The organism is Micromonospora sp. NBC_01740, assembly GCF_035920365.1.
In the GTDB taxonomy this organism is placed as follows: domain Bacteria; phylum Actinomycetota; class Actinomycetes; order Mycobacteriales; family Micromonosporaceae; genus Micromonospora; species Micromonospora reichwaldensis.
Map to the genome: position 1 here is coordinate 6,105,485 of NZ_CP109150.1, position 17,116 is coordinate 6,122,600.

Annotated in this window: 4 protein-coding genes and 1 pseudogene; 2 read left to right on the top strand and 3 right to left on the bottom strand. The window is 74.5% G+C overall.

What is annotated here, in order from left to right:
* Positions 1 to 5: 5 nt before the first annotated feature.
* The 3 genes from OG989_RS26670 to OG989_RS26680 all read right to left on the bottom strand — a co-directional run bounded on the left by OG989_RS26670 (position 6) and on the right by OG989_RS26680 (position 14,789).
* Positions 6 to 7,130: a non-ribosomal peptide synthetase gene (locus OG989_RS26670; protein WP_327028840.1), complete on the bottom strand. Its 7,125-nt coding sequence runs from the start codon at positions 7,128 to 7,130 to the stop codon at positions 6 to 8.
* A complete protein-coding gene (locus OG989_RS26675; protein WP_327031240.1) occupies positions 7,127 to 13,645 on the bottom strand; it encodes a non-ribosomal peptide synthetase in 6,519 nt (2,172 codons plus the stop codon). Before OG989_RS26675 ends, OG989_RS26670 begins: the two co-directional genes overlap by 4 nt.
* Before the next feature lie 139 nt (positions 13,646 to 13,784).
* On the bottom strand, positions 13,785 to 14,789 hold the full coding sequence (locus OG989_RS26680; protein WP_327028841.1) for a TauD/TfdA family dioxygenase: 1,005 nt from the start codon (positions 14,787 to 14,789) through the stop codon (positions 13,785 to 13,787).
* 218 nt (positions 14,790 to 15,007) lie between these two features.
* Here OG989_RS26680 and OG989_RS26685 point away from each other — a divergent pair, with 218 nt between their 5' ends.
* Together OG989_RS26685 and OG989_RS26690 are read left to right on the top strand one after the other, a co-directional pair.
* Positions 15,008 to 15,226 carry an MbtH family protein gene (locus OG989_RS26685; protein WP_091630286.1) on the top strand — a complete coding sequence of 73 codons (219 nt, stop codon included), beginning with the start codon at positions 15,008 to 15,010 and terminating at the stop codon, positions 15,224 to 15,226.
* A 77-nt stretch (positions 15,227 to 15,303) separates the two neighbouring features.
* Positions 15,304 to 17,046, top strand: a pseudogene (locus OG989_RS26690) (non-ribosomal peptide synthetase); the annotation flags it as partial.
* Positions 17,047 to 17,116 lie beyond the last annotated feature (70 nt).

The following is a 17,116-nucleotide window of genomic DNA, read 5'->3' on the forward strand; positions in this document are numbered from 1 at the left end:
GACGGTCAGCCCTCACCCAGCACGTCGGCGATGACGCGGGCGAGCGTGGTGACGTGCGGCGGCTTGATGACGCTGAAGTGGTCACCCGGCACCCGGTGCACCCGCACGCCGCCGGTGCAGAGCTCCTCCCAGCGCGCCAGGTAGTCCGGGTAGCTCTGGCCGGAGGTGACCTCGTGCTGGCCGTCGGCGAGTTCGTCGCTGACGATCAGTTCCAGCCGACCCGGCCAGGGCCGGTGCCGGTACTCGACGTCCACCTCCATGACCTCGCGCCAGATCCGTACCTGCCGCGGCCACGAGTCCCCCACGCCGCGCTCGGGCAGCGCGATGCCGGTCTCCTCGTCGATGTCGTCGACGAGGTGTTCGAGCAGGTCGAGGATCTCCCGGCGGCGTTCCGGCGTGTCGGCCTCGTCGCCACCGGTGCCCACCTCGTGCAGCAGCGACTCCAGGCGGCGGATCAGGGCGAGTTCGTTCCAGGCGTCGGCGCGGGTGTGGATGTCCAGGCCCGGATCGAGCAGGATCAGCGTCACCTCGTGCCCGTCCTCGACCAGCCGGTGGGCCATCTCGCTGGCGATGCCGCTGCCGCCGCACCAGCTGAACAGCCGGTACGGCCCGTGCGGTTGGGCCCGGCGGAGTTCGTCGCCGTAGCGTTCGGCCATCTGCGCCGTGGTGGGCGTGCCCCCCGGGTGCGGGCCCGGCCATTCGAACGCCGCGACCGGCTGGTCCGGGGGCAGGTGCGGGGCGAGGCGCAGGTACCAGTGGGCGCTGCCGCCACCGGGGTGCACGCAGAACAGCGGGGGCCGGCCGTCGCCACCGCGCCGCAGCCACATCATCGCGCCGGCCGTCGCCGCCGGGTCCTGGAGTGTCGCGGCCAGCCCGGCGACGGTGCGGTGTTCGACGAACGAGCCGAACGTCAGCTCGTAGCCATGCCGGCTGCGCAGCGTCGCGGTCAGTCGCATCATCGCCAGCGAGTGGCCGCCGAGGGCGAAGAAGTCGTCGTGCACGCCGATCCGCTCGATGCCGAGCGCCTCGCTCCAGGCGGTGGCGATGTGCCTCTCGACGTCCGAGCGCGGCGCGACGTACTCGACGTCCGTCACCGGCCGCGAGCCGTCCGGCGCCGGGAGGGCGGCCCGGTCGACCTTGCCGTTGCGGGTGTACGGGAAGTCGTCCACGGCCAGGTAGTGGTGCGGGACGAGGTGCTGCGGCAACCGCTCCCGCAGGTGGTCGCGCAGCTCGGCCGGGGACGCCGCGGTCGCGTCCGCGGGGCGGGTGTAGGCGACGAGCGAGGCGTCCGGGGTGCCGGCCCGGTGGACGGCGACCACGGCTGCGGCGACCGCCGGGTGGGCGGCGAGGGCGTGCTCGATCTCGCCGAGCTCGATCCGGAACCCGCGGACCTTGACCTGGTGGTCCCGGCGCCCGTGGAAGTGCAGGGTGCCGTCGGGGTCCCGGGAGACCACGTCGCCGGTGCGGTACATGCGCTCGCCCGGTCGCGACGCGTACGGGTCCGGCACGAACCGCTCGGCGGTGAGCGCCGGCCGGTTGAGGTACCCGCGCACCACTCCCGCCCCGCCGAGGAGCAGTTCCCCGCGTACGCCGGGAGGCAGCAGGCGCATTTCGTCGTCGACGACGTAGGCGCGCACGTTGTCCAGCGGGAGCCCGATCGGCGGCGGTGCTGTGTCCGTGGCCCGCAGCTCGGCGATGGTGGCGACGACGGTGGTCTCGGTGGGCCCGTACGCGTGCAGCACGCGGACCCGGTCGGCCCACCGCGCCGCCTGCTCGGCCGTGCACGCCTCGCCACCGGTGACCAGCACCCGCAGGCGCGGGAAGTCGGCCGGGTCGAGGCGGTCCAGCAGCGGCGGCGGCAGGGTCATGTGGGTGAGTTCGGCCGCGTGGCGGCGGAGGTCGCCGGGGTCGGCGTCCGGCGGGGGCAGCACCAGCGCCGCGCCGTTGGCGAGGGCCAGCAGGATCTCCCAGACCGAGGCGTCGAAGCTGGGCGAGGCGAACTGGAGCACCTCGTCGCCGGGCCGCGCTTGCAGGACCCGCCGCTGGGCGTGGCAGAAGTTGAGCACGGCGCGGTGGGTGACCGCGACGCCCTTGGGCCGCCCGGTGGAGCCCGACGTGTAGATGACGTAGGCGAGGTTGTCCCCGCTGAGCCGTGCCGTCGGCGGGTAGGCCGCCAAGGGCCGGCCGTTCGCGAGGTCGGCGACCAGCACCGTCGCGGTCGTGCACGGCAGGCGCGGGGCCAGGTCGCCGTCGGTCAGCACGACCACGGGCGCCGCGTCGCGGACCATGTCGCCGACCCGCTCGGCGGGATAGGCGGGATCGAGCGGCAGGTACGCCCCGCCGGCCTTGAGGACCGCCAGCATCGCGACGACGAGGTCGATCCCGCGGGGCAGGTGGATGCCGACGACCGTGTCGGCCCGGACGCCCAGCTCTCCCAGGCGCGCGGCGAGCCGGTCGGACCGGTCGTCGAGCTGCCCGTAGGTGAGCGTGGCGTCGCCGTGCCGTACCGCCACCGCGGCGGGCGCGGCGGCCGCGCGCCGGGCGACGAGGTCGTGGACGAACGGGGTCGCCGGGAACGGCTCGACGGGCTGGTGCGCCTCGACCGCCCAGGCCCGGTCGGCGGCGCTCAGGCCGACGTCCGTGTCGCCGTCGGGGTCGGCGGCCATCGCCTCCAGCACGTGCCGGTAGGTCCGGGCCAGCAGTTCGAGGTACGGCCGGTCGATGTCGGCGGGCCGGGCGCCCAGCCGCAGGACCCCCGGGAAGGTCCACACGTCCAGCCCGACGCTGCTCGGGCTGAAGTCGTCGACCATCCCGACCGACTCGGCGGAACCGTCGAGCACGTGGAAGTCCAGGTACGAGAAGCCGACCCGCAGCAGTGGCGAGCCGTTGCCCCACTGGCGTTGCATGGCCGGCAGCGGGTAGCGGCGGTGCGGCCAGAGGCGCGCCTCGCCGGCGAAGACGGCCTGCACCAGGGCCCGCCAGGTGCGGGCGGAGGTATCGGCGGCGAACGGCACGGTGTTGAGGTACATGCCAAAGACCTCGTCGCCGCGCAGCCGCTCGGGCCGGCCGTTGCACAGCAGGCCGGTGAAGAAGCGCTGCCGGCCGGTGACGACGCTCAGCACCTTGAGGTGCGCGGCGTGCAGCACGCTCTTCAGGGAGGTGCCGGCGGCGGCGGAGAGCCGGCGCAGTGCGGGCCGCAGGTCGGCCCACGGCACCTCGACGACGTTCGCCGGGGCGTCCGACCCGGTGCCCCACTCCGGCGGGAGTTCGAGCCGGTCCGACCCGGCCACGGTCGCCGCCCAGAAGCCACGGTCCGTCGCCGAGGCGAGGGACGCGCGTTCGCGGGCGACGAGGTCGGCGAAGCGCACCGCCGGCGGTGGCGGCAGGGCGGGCCGCTCGCCCCGGCGCAGCGTCCGGTACAGCGAGATCAGCATCGCCACCGTGGAGGTGTGGCTCCAGCCGTCGAGGATCGCGTGGCTCTCCGAGTGGGTCAGCCGCCATTCGCAGTCGCCGAGCTGGTGCACGTGGTAGCGCAGCAGCGGCGCCGTGGTGATGTCGAACGGTCGGACGCGCTCGGCCCGCAGGTGTGCGCGTACCGCCTCCTCCTGCTCGTCGGGCCGCAGCCCGCGCAGGTCGTCGTAGCCGATGGGCAGGTCGACCGACGCGTGGACGAGCTGCATCAGCTCGGAGTAGTGGGACAGGTCGAACGACGTACGCAGGATCTCGTGCCGGTCCGTGAGCAGCCGGCCGGCCTCCCGCAGCGCGTCCAGGGAGAAGGGCTGCTGGTCGGTGATCCCGTAGCAGGAGACGTTGCGGTAGACCGGCCGGTCGCCGCCGGAGAGCATCTCGAACAGCATGCCCGCCTGGTTCTGGGTGATCGGATAGGCGTCGACGAGCCCGTCCGGCAGCCGGCTGCGGTCCGCGTCGCCCACCAGCGCGAACCGGCCGACGGTCGACTCGGTCTCCTCGTCCGGCCCGGTCCGCACGGCCACGCCCGCCAGCTCGGCCACGCTCTGGTGCGTGAACAGGTCCTGGACCGACACGGTGAGGCCGGCCGCGCGCAGCAGCCCCACCATCCGGATCGCCCGCATCGAGTCGCCGCCGAGCAGGAAGAAGCTCTCCGTCACGCCGACCGTGTCGAGGCCGAGCGCCACGGCGAACGCGTCGGCGATCCGCTTCTCGGTCTCGTCGCGCGGGGCGACGTGGCCGCCGCCCGCCGCGCCCGACGCCGCCTCGGGTGCAGGCAGGGCGCGGCGGTCCACCTTGCCGTTGGCGGTCAGCGGCAGGGCGGGCAGGATCGTCCAGCGCGCCGGGACCATCGCGTCCGGCAGGCGGTCGACCAGGTACGCGCGCACCCGCTCGACGGTCTCCGGCCCGACGAGGTAGCCGACGAGCTGCTCGTCGTGGACGGCCACCGCCGCCACGGTGACGCCGGGGGCCTCGTACAGCAGGGCCTCGACCTCGCCGAACTCGACGCGCTGGCCGCGGATCTTCACCTGGTGGTCGATCCGGCCCAGGTACTCGATGCTGCCGTCGGGACGGTAGCGGGCCAGGTCACCGGTGCGGTACAGGCGCCGCCCCGGCGCGGCGGCGAACGGGTCGGGGACGAACCGTTCGGCGGTCAGCGCGGCCCGGCCCAGGTAGCCCCGGGCGAGCTGCACGCCACCGATCAGCAGCTCGCCGGGCACGCCGACCGGCACGGGCTGCCCGGCGGCGTCGACGATGTGGGCGGTGGTGTTGGCGATCGGGCGGCCGATGGTGACCGGCTCGCCGGGCTCGCACCGCGCCGCGGTGACGTCGACCGCGGTCTCCGTGGGGCCGTACAGGTTGTGCAGCTCGCAGCCGATCCGCTCGTGCACCCGCTCGGCCAGGTCGGGCGGCAGCGCCTCGCCACTGCAGATCAGCCGCCGCAGGGACGGCAGCGCCCCGACGGGCTCGACCAGGAAGGCCCGCAGCATCGACGGTACGAAGTGGACGGTGGTGATCCCCTCCGTGCGGATCACGTCGGCCAGGTACGCGGGATCGCGGTGCCCGCCGGGGCGGGCGAGGACCAGCGTCGCGCCGGTGATCAACGGCCAGAAGAGCTCCCACACCGACACGTCGAACCCGACCGGCGTCTTCTGCAGCACCCGGTCCGAGGCGTCGAGGCGGTAGGCGTCCTGCATCCACCGCAGGCGGTTGACGATCGCGCCGTGCTCGATCAGGGCGCCCTTGGGCCGGCCGGTCGACCCGGAGGTGTAGATGAGGTAGGCGGCGTGCCCGGGCGTGATCTCCGCCGACGGTTGCGGGTCGCCGTCGGCGGAGTTGTCCTCCTCGGCGGCGGCCAGGAAGTCCTCGTCGACCACGAGCTGGGCGCCCGAGTCGCGCACCATGAAGGCGCGCCGCCGCGCCGGCAGGTCCGGGTCCAGCGGCAGGTAGGCGGCGCCGGCCTTCAGGACCGCCACCAGCGCCCGCATCAGGTCCAGGCCGCGCGGCAGGCAGACGGCCACGACGGACTCCGGCCCGACCCCGGCGTCGCGCAGACGCCGCGCGAGGACGGCGGCCTCGGCGTGCAGCCGGCCGTACGACAGTTCCGCGCCGTCGAAGCGCAGCGCGACCGCGTCGGGCGTACGGGCCGCCTGCGTGTCCAGCAGCCCGGTCAGGGTGTGCCGGGGGTGGTCGACGGCGGTGTCGTTCCACGCCGCGAGTTGGGCGGTCTCGGCGTCGGTGAGCAGGGGCAGCCGGGTGACCGGGGCGTCCGGGTCGGCGACGACGGCGCTCAGCAACCGCTGGTAGTGCCCGGCCAGCCGCCGCACGGTCGCGTCGTCGAACAGCGCCGTCGGGAAGTCCACCCCGCCGGAGAGGGAGCCGTCCGCCTCCTCGGTCAGCCCGAGCGTCAGGTCGAACTTCGCCGTGGTCGGGCCGGCGTCAAGCTCCTCCCCCACCAGGCCACCCGCGTCGAAGCCGGCCGACCCGCCCTCCTGGAAGAGGAACATGGTCTGGAACAGCGGGTTGCGCGACAGGTCGCGTTCCGGGGACAGCGCGTCCACGATCCGCTCGAACGGCACGTCCTGGTGGGACTGCGCGTCCAGCACCGCCTCGCGGACCCGGGCCAGCACCTCGACGAAGGTCGGCTCGCCGGACAGGTCCGTCCGCAGCACCAGCGTGTTGAGGAAGAGCCCGACCAGGCCGTGCGTCTCCAGGCGGTCCCGGCCGGCGGCCGGGGTGCCCACCGCGACGTCGGTCTGCCCGGTGTGGCGGGCCAGCAGGAGCTGGAACGCGGCCAGCAGCACCATGAACGGGGTGGCGTTCGACGCCCGGCCCAGGTCACGCAGCCGGCCGGCGAGGGCGGCCGGCACCGTGAACGTGACCAGCCCGCCGTCCGGGTTCCACACCGCTGGCCGGGGCCGGTCGGTCGGCAGTTCCAACGGCGTCAGCCCGGCCAGCCGGTCCCGCCAGTGGTCGAGCTGCCGGTCCAGCCGGTCCCCGGCGGAGCGGGTCCGCTGCCAGACCGCGAAGTCCGCGTACTGGATGGGCAGCGGGGTCAGCGGGGAGGGCCGGCCGGCGACGAACGCGTCGTACAGGGCGGCCAGTTCGCGCAGGATGATCCCCTCGGACCAGCCGTCGGAGGAGATGTGGTGCATGGTGAGCGCCAGGGCGTGCTCGTCCCCGGCGAGGCGGACCAGCCGGGCCCGCAGCGCCGGGCCGGCGGCCAGGTCGACCGGGTCCGGCGTGCCGAGCAGCGCGGTGAGGCGCTGCCGGGCCGTCTCCCGGTCGGTGTGGCCGAGGTCGGTCGTCGTCAACTCGACCGGGGCGGGCGGGTCGACGACCTGTGCCGGCTCGCCGTCGACGACGACGTACCGGGTCCGCAGGATCTCGTGCCGGGCGACCAGTTCGGTCAACGCCCGGCGCAGCGCGTCGGCGCGCGGCGTCCCGCGCAGCCGCAGGCCGACGGACATCAGGTAACCGGTGCCGCCGGGCTGCAACTGGTCGAGCACCCAGAGCCGGTGCTGCCCGAAGGAGAGCGGCAGCGGGCCGGTGCGGGGCGCCGGGGCGATGGTGTCGGCCCGGCGGGCCCGACCGGCACCACGCAGGCGCCGCTGGAGCAGTTCCTGTCGCGGGGACGCGCTCGGGGTGTGGCTGGCGGTCACAGGTTGCCCTCCTTCAGCAGTTCCGCCACCTCGGCGTCGGAAAGCCGTGAGATCTCGTTTTCGATGGCCGTGTGCACCGCGTCGGCGAGGTCGGCCACGGTGGTCTGCTCGAACAGCAGGCGCAGCGGCAGGTCGAGGTCGAAGCTCTGCCGCAGGTGCGCGAGCACCCGGGTGGCGAGCAGCGAGTGACCGCCGAGGTCGAAGAAGTCGTCGTGGACGCCGACCCGGTCGACCTCCAGCACGGTGGCCCAGATGTCGGCCACGGCCTCCTCCAACGGGGTACGGGGTGCCTCGTACGCCCGGCCGAGGTCGGCGCGCACGGGTGTCGGGGCGGGCAGTGCCCGGCGGTCGACCTTCTTGCTGGTGGTCAACGGCAGTGCGTCCAGCACCATCCACTGGGCCGGCACCATGTAGTCCGGCAGCCGGTCGCGCAGGTGGGCCCGGAGTTCGCCGACCGCCGGCGGGGCGCCGTCCCGGCAGACCAGGTAGGCGACCAGGCCCTTCTCCCCCGGCTGGGTCTCGCGGGCCACCACCGCGACCGCGCGGACCGCCGGGTGCTCGGCCAGGGCCGACTCGATCTCGCCGAGCTCCATCCGGAAACCCCGGATCTTGACCTGCTGGTCGATCCGGCCGAGGAACTCGATCGTCCCGTCCGGCCGGTACCGGACCAGGTCGCCGCTGCGGTAGAGCCGGCCGCCGGGGGCGGCGCCGAACGGGTCGGGCACGAACCTGTCGGCGGTCAGTGCGGGCCGGCCCAGGTAGCCCCGGGCCAGCCGTACCCCGCCGAGCAGCAGCTCACCGGGCACCCCGACCGGGACGGGGTCCAGGTGTTCGTCGACCACGTAGGTCCGGGTGCCGGGGACCGGGCGGCCGATCGGCAGTGCCTCGTTCCGCTCGCCGGGCGGGTCGCCCGCGACCGGGTGCAGCAGGCAGGTGACGGTGGCCTCGGTCGGGCCGTAGTTGACCAGGAACCGGCCGGGCAGTCCGGTGGCCGCCCAGCGCCGGGCGTCGGCGACGGTGACCACGTCGCTGCCGACGTTCATCAGCTTCAGGTGCCGCAGCCGTTCGTCGCCGGCCGGCAGGGCGTCCATCACCTCCCGGTAGTAGGCGGGGGTGATCTCCATGTGGGTGATCCGGTGCCGGGCGAGCCGGTCCGGCAGCTCAGCCGGGCTCCAGAAGACCGGGTCGCTGACCACCAGGGTCGCCCCGGCCAGCAGGGTGGCCATCATGCCGTCCATCGCCACGTCGAAGGTGAGCGCGGAGAGCAGCACCACCCGATCGCCGGGTGCGATGTCGTACGCGCGGGCGATGACCTCGCAGTGGTGGGCGTACGCGCCGTGCGGGATCATCACGCCCTTGGGCCGCCCGGTGGAGCCCGAGGTGTAGATGACGTAGGCGAGGTCGTCCGCTCCGGTCGACGGGTCCGGCGCGGTGCCGTCCCGACCGGCGATCACCGCCCGGTCGGCGTCCACGGCGACCACGGTCACCCCGTCGGCGGCGACCCGGTCGGCGAGGCTTTGCTCGGTGACCACCACCGCGGCCCTCGCGTCGGCGAGCATGAAGCGCAGCCGCTCGGTGGGGTGGTCCGGGTCGACCGGGAGGTACACCCCGCCCGCCTTGAGCACCGCGAGCAGCGTGACCACCACCTCCAGGCCGCGTTCCAGGCAGACCGCGACCGGGACCTCCGGGCGCACCCCGAGCCCGCGCAGGTGGTGGGCGAGCCGGTTGGCCCGGGTGTCCAGCTCGGCGAAGGTCAGCCGCCGGCCGTCGAACTCCACCGCCACGACGTCCGGGTGCTGCCGGACCCGCCGGCCGAACAGCTCCACCACGCCGGCGCCGGCGGCCTCGGCGGCGCGCAACGGCCCGGCGGGCGCGACCGGCTCGCCGGCCAACGGCCCGAGGAGGTGCGCCCGCTCCGCGCCGGTGGGCAGGGTCAGGTCACGCAGGGCGGTTCCCGGCGCGGACGCCACCTGGGCGAGCAGGTGCAGGTAGTGCCCGGCCATCCGCTCGATGCCGGGGCGGTCCCAGAGCGCGGTGGCGTACTCGAACCAGCAGCGCAGCCGGCCGTCCGGGTGCTGCTCCACGGAGAGGGTGAGGTCGAACTTGGCCACCGGGAAGGAGCTGTCGACGTGCTCGATGGTGGTCGGGCCGAGGGTCGCGGTCATCCGCTCCAGGTGTTGCAGTTCGAACATCACCTGGAACAGCGGATTGCGGGACAGGTCCCGGTCCGGCCGCAGCGCGTCGACCAGCCGCTCGAAGGCGACGTCCTGGTTGCGGAACGCGTCCGTCACGGTGCGGCGCACCTGGTCGAGCAGGACCGGGAAGGGCTGGTCGTCGACCAGCTCGGCGCGCATCACCAGGTTGTTGACGAAGAAGCCGAGCAGGTCCTCCGTCTCCTGCCGGGTCCGGCCGGCGACCGGGGTGCCGACGGCCACGTCGTGCTGCCGGGCGTACCGGCCGAGCAGGACCTGGAAGGCCGCCAGCAGCACCATGAACAGGGTGGCGCCCTCCCGGTTGCCCAGCTCGGCCAGCGCCCGCCCGACGTCGGTCGGCACGTCGACGACGACGTTGTCACCGGCCGGGTCGCGCAGCGCCGGGCGGGGCCGGTCGGTGGGCAGCTCCAGCGGGGTCGACCCGGCCAGTTGCCGGGACCAGTAGGCGAGCTGCGCGTCCAGTTCGGGGCTGTCCTGGCGGGCCGTCTCCCAGGCCGCGAAGTCCGCGTACTGCACGGGCAGGTCGGGCAGTGCGGTGGCCCCGCCGCCCCGCGCGTATCTGCGGTAGAGGGTGTCGAGTTCGCGCAGGAGAATGTCCATCGACCAGACGTCGAACGCGATGTGGTGCATGGTCAGCGCGACCAGGTGCTCGTCGCCCGCGACCCGGATCACCTGGGCCCGGATCGGGCGTTCGGTGGCCAGGTTGAAGGGCCGGCCGGCCGCGACCCGCAGCAGCACCTCGGCACCGTCGACGACGTCCGGTGCGCCGCTGAGGTCGACCAGCTCCCACCCGACCGGTCCCGGCGGGTCGACCACCTGCACCGGCTCGCCGTCGACCGAGTGGTAGCGGGTACGCAGGATCTCGTGCCGGTTGACCACCGCGTCCAGCGCCCGCCGGAACACCGCCACGTCCAACGGGCCGGTCAGCCGCATCGAGATCGGGATCAGGTATTCGAGGCTGCCCGGTTCGAGCTGGTCCAGGAACCACAGCCGGCGCTGGCCGAGGGAGAGCGGCAGCTTCCCGTCCCGCGTCACCGGCCGGATCGCCGCGTCGGCCGGCTCGTCGGTGGACCCGGCGCCTGGGCGGGCCTCGTCGACCAGGGCGGCGAGTTGGGCGACGGTGGGGGCGGTGAAGAGCTGCCCGACGGTCAGCTCCACGTCGAGTGCCCGGCGCACCCGGAGCACGCCCCGGATGGCGAGCAGGGAGTGGCCGCCGAGGGTGAAGAAGTTGTCGTCCCGGCCGACCCGCTCGACGCCGAGCAGCTCGGCCCAGATCCCGGCGACGGTCCGCTCGGTGTCGGTGGCCGGCGGCAGGTACCTCCGGTCGGCGCCGGGGCGGGGGCCGTCGGGCGCCGGCAGGGCCGCGCGGTCCAGCTTGCCGTTCGCGGTCAGCGGGAGGGCGTCCAGGCTGATCACGGTGGAGGGGACCAGCGCGGCGGGCAGCCGGTCGGCGAGCGCGTCGCGCAGCCCGTCCGGATCGATCCGGGCACCGGCGGCGGGGACCACGTACGCGACCAGCTCCGCGTCGCCCGACGACGGCCGGTGCAGGGTCACCACCGCCGCGTCGACGGTGGGGTGCCGCCGCAGGGCCGCCTCGACCTCGCCCGGCTCGATGCGTACCCCGTGCAGCTTGACCTGGTGGTCGAGGCGGCCCAGGTACTCCAGGCTGCCGTCGTCGCGCCACCGGGCCAGGTCCCCGGTCCGGTACAGGCGCTCCCCCGGCGTGCGGCCGTACGGGTTGGGGGTGAACTTCTCCCCGGTCAGGGCGGGCCGGCCCAGGTAGCCTCGCGCCAGGCCGACCCCGCCGAGGCAGAGCTGACCGGCCACCCCGACCGGCACCGGCCGGTCGTCGGCGTCGAGGAGCAGGACGCCGCAGCCGGGCAGCGGCCGGCCGATCGGCACGGTCCCGGTCCCCTCGTCACCGCGGTAACGCCAGGCGGTCGCGTCGATGGCGCACTCGGTGGGGCCGTAGGTGTTCCAGACCTCCACGGGCAGCAGGGCTTGAAGCTGCTCGCAGAGCGCCGCCGGCAGCGGCTCCCCCGCGGAGCAGACCAGCCGCAGCGCGGCACAGCCGGACAGGTCGGTCTCGTGCAGCAGCACCCGCAGCACGGACGGCACCAGTTGCAGCACCGTGACGCCGTGGGCCCGCATCGCCCGCAGCATCGCGCCCGGGTCGCGGTGGGCGTCCGGGGCGGCCAGGACGACCGCGCCGCCGCTGACCAGTGGCGCCAGGAACTCCCACATGGAGGCGTCGAAGCCGAGGGCGGTCTTCTGGAGCACCCGGTCGGCGGCGGTGAGCCGGTACTGCTCGACCGACCACAGCACCCGGTTGCGGATGCCGGCGTGGGTGACCACGACGCCCTTGGGCCGGCCGGTCGATCCGGAGGTGTACATGACGTAGGCGGCGGCGTCGGGGTCGGTGGCCGGCAGCGACACCGTCGCGGTGCCGTCGCCGCGACCGGCCCCGGCCCCGGTGTCCGGGCCGGGGCCGGTCCCGGTGTCGCCCTCGGCGTCGGTCCCGGTGTTGTCAGCGGCGTCGACGAGCACCACCGGGGCGTCATTGGCCGACAGCAGGCCCCGCAGGGCCGACTCGGTGACCAGCGCCGACACCCCGGCGTCGGCCGCCATGAACTCCAGCCGGTCGACCGGCTGGTCGGGGGCGAGGGGCACGTAGACGCCGCCGGCGAGCAGCACCCCGAGCAGCGCGGTCACCAGGTCCGGCCCGCGGTGCACCGCGACCCCGACCGGGGCGCCCACGCGAACGCCGACGGCGTGCAGGTGCGCGGCGAGCTTCCGGGCGCGGCCGGCCAGCTCGGCGTAGCCGACCTCGGTGCCGTCGTCGGCGACCAGCGCGGTCGCGTCGGGGGTCGCCGCCGCCTGGGCGAGGAAGAGTTCCGGCAGCCCCGGGCCCGCGGGCCGGTCGGCGCCCCGGCCCCACTCGCCGAGCACCTCGCGGCGCTCCCGGGGGGCCAGCAGGTCCAGCTCGTCCAGGGGGGCCTGGCCGGCGGCGACGACGGCGGCCAGCAGGTGCAGGTAGTTGGCGACCATGCGGTGCACCCGGGGGCCGTCGAACAGCGCGGTGGGGAAGACCACCTCCCCGTGGTACGAGCCGTCCGGTCGCCCGACCAGTTGCAGGGAGAGGTCGAACGCGGCCGAGGTCCACGAGGTGGGCTGCTCGGTGACGGTCAGGCCGGGCAGGGCGAAGGCGGCCCGGTCGGCGTTGTGCAGCCCGAACCCCACCTGGAACAGCGGGTTGCGGGACAGGTCCCGTTCCGGGGACAGCTCGGCGACGATCCGGTCGAACGGCACCTGCTGGTTGTCGTAGGCGTCCAAAGTGGTGCTGCGGACCTGCTCGAGCAGGTCGAGGAAGCACGCTGGGGCGGCCAGGTCGGCCCGGAGCACGACGGTGTTGACGAAGAGGCCGATCAGGTCCTCCAGCTCGACCTCGTGCCGCCCGGCCACGGACACCCCGACCGCCACGTCGGTCTGACCGGCGTACCGGCCGAGCAGGAGCTGGAAGGCGGCGAGGAAGACCATGAAGGGGGTGGCGCCCCGGTCCGCGCCGAGCCGGGTCAGGGCGGTCGCCAGGTCCGCCGGCACGGTGAAGGTGAGGCCGTCGCCGGCGGCCCGCCAGTGCGCGGGCCGGGGCCGGTCGGTCGGCAGGTCGAGCGGGCCGAGCCCGGACAGCCGCTCCCGCCAGTAGCCGACCTGGGCGTCGACGTGCGGCCCCGACAGCCAGTTCTCGCGCTGCCAGGCGGCGAAGTCCGCGTACTGCACGGGCAGCGGCGGCAGCGGGCTGGGCCGGCCGGCGACGAACGCCCCGTAGAGGGTGTGCAGTTCCCTGGCGAGCACGCCCCAGGACCAGCCGTCGAAGGCGATGTGGTGCACCACCAACAGCAGGACGTGGTCGTCGCTCGCGCAGCGGATCAGCCGGGCCCGCAGCGGTGCGTCCTTCCGCAGGTCGAAGGGGGTGTCGAGGGTGGCCTCCAGCACCTCGTCGAGGCGGCCGTCCCGGTCGCCGGCCGGCGAGTCGCCCAGGTCGACGAGGTCGACGTCGACCGGGCCGGGCGGGTCGATCACCTGCACGGCACGTCCGTCCACCGTGTCGTACCGGGTCCGCAGGATCTCGTGTCGCGCGCTGATCCCGCTCAGCGCGGCCCGCAGCGCCGTGGCGTCGAGCGGGCCGCGCACCCGTACCGCCTGGTGCAGGAGATACTCGCTGGCACCGGAGCGTAGCTGGTCGACGAACCAGAGCTGCTCCTGCGCCGACGACACGGCGTGGCCGCCCTCGTGATCGGACAGCACCGCCCCGCCGGTGCCGACGTACCGGCTGTCGCCGTCTGCCATGGGTCTTTCGCCTCCGTGTCCGGGCCGGGCATCGCTGCGATGCCGTGGGGAGTTGGTTCGGTGTGCGCGAGGGTCCCGGGCACACCGCCGACGGTCACCCCGGGGCCGCGCCGGCCGCCGCGAGCGCCGCGCGGTACGGCTCGGCCATCGCCACGGCGATCCTGCGGTCGCCGGTGAACGGTTCCCGGGCGTGCGCGGCGAGCATGTTGTCCACCACCAGGACGTCGTCGCGCTGCCAGTCGAAGCGTCGTTGGGCCGCCCGGTAGCAGTCCCGCAGGTGGGCCACCACGTCGTCGGGGATGCGCCCGCCGTCGCCGTAGTAGGTGTTCGTGGGCAGCTCGGTCTCGTCGAACAGTTCCCGCAGCCCGGCGCAGACCTCCTCGGCCAGCGTGGTCACGTGGAAGAAGGTCACGTGGTTGAACCAGAGCAGCTCACCGGTGCCGGGGTGCCGGTGCACGGCGTCGCGTCGGGCGCGGGTACGCAGCCCCGAGCCGGTCCACTCCACCTCGATGCCGCTGCGGGCGCAGTAGCGCGACACCTCGTCCCGGTCGTCGGTGTTGAACGCCCGCTGCCAGGGCACGCCGAAGCCCTCGTGGAAGTTGCGCACCACCAGCCAGCCCCGGGCGACGAACTCGGCACACACCGCCGGGTCGATGCGCTGGCGCACCAGGCGGGTGTCGGCGAGCGGGGTGGCGCCCAGGGTGGCCGGCGTACGCAGGCAGTAGAAGTACAGCGCCATGGGCCAGTCGGCCTGGTAGGAGTTCTCGTTGTGCAGGAAGATCTCCTCGGCTGGCGGGAAGTCCGTCGAGGTGTAGACCCGCCCCTGGATGGTGCTGCGGGGCGACGAGCGCTCGGCGTAGTCCAGCGGCTCACCGGAGAGCGCCCGGACCACCCCCTCGAAGCCGGCCACCCCGCCGACGTCGAACCCGCGCAGCAGGACGGCCCCGTGCTCACGCAGCCGGGCCCGGATCGCGGCCCGGTCGGCGGTCAGCCGCCCGTCGATCGGCTCCCCCGGCGCACCGGCGGTCAGGACGAACGGAAGCGGTTTCTCGGCCGGCCCGCGCGGCAGCGGCGGCACCGTCATCCGGGGCGTACTCATCGCTTCTCCTGTCGGCCTCTGGGCTGCCGGTCACGCGGCACGGCTCAGCCTCTCCGCTGAGGCACGGGTCAGAAAGAGAATCCCCGGCAAGGCTCGTACGCGTTTTTCTGCCAGTTCTTCTCTACGTACGGCGATCGGCGTCCCGGCAGGGTGTGACCGGCAGTGGGATCAGTGTCGTGTCGTACGACACGGCTGCCCTTTCCCGAGGAGGAGCCGGCATGTCCGACGAGAACACCGATGAGCGCGCGTACCGGGTCGTGGTGAACGACGAGGAGCAGTACTCGATCTGGCTGGGCGATCGGGAGCTGCCGCTGGGGTGGCGCGCGGAGGGCACCGAGGGCACCCGCGAGGAGTGCCTGAAGCGGATCGACGAGGTGTGGACCGACATGCGCCCGCTCAGCCTGCGCCGGCGCATGGAGCAGGCGGCGGGCCGGTAGTCGTGACCGCCATGGCGAAGCTGACCGCGGCCGACGGGCACCGGGTCCCGACAGGGTGGAACGACACCGAGGTCGCGTACCCGACCGACCCGTGCCTGCACGAGCTGTTCGAGGAGCAGGTACGGCGTACCCCGGACGCGATCGCCGTGGTGTCCGACGAGCGGACCGTCCGCTACGCGGAGCTGGACCGCGAGGCCGGCCGGCTCGCGCGCCGGCTGCGGGCGGCCGGGGTGCGCGCGGAGTCGGTGGTGGGGGTGTGTCTGCACCGGGGGGTCGACCTGGTGGTGGCGCTGCTGGGGGTGCTCAAGGCGGGCGGCGCCTACCTCCCGGTGGAACCGGACCAGCCGGCCGACCGGATCCGCTACCTGCTGACCGACTCGAAGGCGACGACCGTCGTCACCGGCCCGGGCGTCGACCACGAGCCGCTGGCCGCCGCCACCGGCGCCCCGATCCGGGTCGACGACGACCACCGGGGGCTGCCGGACGGCGCCCCGGAGCCGGTCGTGGGTCCGGCCAACGCCGCCTACGTCATCTACACCTCCGGCTCCACCGGCCGCCCGAAGGGCGTGGTCGTGGAGCACCGCGCGATCGTCAACCGGGTGCGCTGGATGCCGGACGCCCTCGGCGCCGACGGCGGCGTGGTGCTCCAGAAGACGCCGTACGGCTTCGACGTCTCGGTGTGTGAGCTCTTCTCCCCGCTGACCACCGGGGCGACGCTGGTGACGGCCCGGCCCGGCGGGCACCGCGATCCGGCGTACCTGGCCCGGGTGGTGGCCGAACGGCAGGTCACCTCGATCAGGTTCGTGCCGTCGATGCTGCGCGCGTTCCTGGACGTGCTGCCCGCCGGCCGGACCAGCCTGCCGTCGATCCGGCGGGTGCTGTGCAGCGGCGAGGCGCTCCCCGCCGACCTGGTGGCCGCGGCGCACGACCGGCTCGACTGCGAGGTGGTCAACCTCTACGGGCCGACCGAGGCGGCGGTCGAGGTGACCAGCACCCGCTGCCTGCCCGGCGAGGCGGTGACCATCGGCCGGCCGGTGGCCAACACCCGCACGTACATCGTGGACGACGAGCTGCGGCCGGTGCCGGTCGGTGAGCCCGGGGAGCTGGTGCTCGCCGGGATCCAGCTCGCCCGGGGCTATCTCGGCCGGCCGGGACTGACCGCCGCCTGCTTCGTCCCCGACCCGTTCGCCGACCGGCCCGGACAGCGCATGTACCGCACCGGCGACCGGGCCCGGTACCTGCCGGACGGCAGCATCGAGTACCTGGGCCGGCGGGACCACCAGGTGAAGATCAGGGGCTTCCGGATCGAGCTGGGCGAGATCGAGGCGGTGCTCGGCCAGCATCCCGCCGTCCGCGCCGCCGTGGTGGACGTGCACCACGGCGCGGTCGGCGGCCCGCAGCTCGTCGCGTACCTGCTGCCGGCCGGAGCCGGGCCGGCCGACCACCGGGCGGTTCGCGCGTACCTGGCCGAGCGGGTGCCGGAGCACATGGTCCCGCAGAGCTGGGTGACGCTCGACGAACTGCCCCTGACCGGCAGCGGGAAGGTCGACCGTCGGCGGCTGCCGGAGCCCGCCCCGCCCGGCCCGGTCACCGACGGACCGGCGGTGGCGCCGCGTACCCCCACGGAACGGGCGGTCGCCGAGGTGTGGGCCGAGGTGCTGGGCGTCGACCGCTGCGGGATTCACGACGACTTCTTCGACCTCGGCGGTCACTCCCTGCTGGCCACCCAGGTCGTCGCGCTGCTGCACGAACGGTTCCCGGTCGACCTGCCGGTCAGCGCGGTCTTCGAGGCACCGACCGTGGCGGAGCTGGCGACGGTGCTCCAGCGGGCCGTCGAGGAACGGGTGGCGGGGATGTCCGAGTCCGAATTGGAGACGATGTTGGCGCAGG

Bases quoted from the DNA above. Each gene is read 5' to 3' on its own strand.
- OG989_RS26685 (WP_091630286.1), top strand. From the start codon at position 15,008: ATGTCCGACGAGAACACCGATGAGCGCGCGTACCGGGTCGTGGTGAAC.
- OG989_RS26680 (WP_327028841.1), bottom strand. From the start codon at position 14,789: ATGAGTACGCCCCGGATGACGGTGCCGCCGCTGCCGCGCGGGCCGGCC.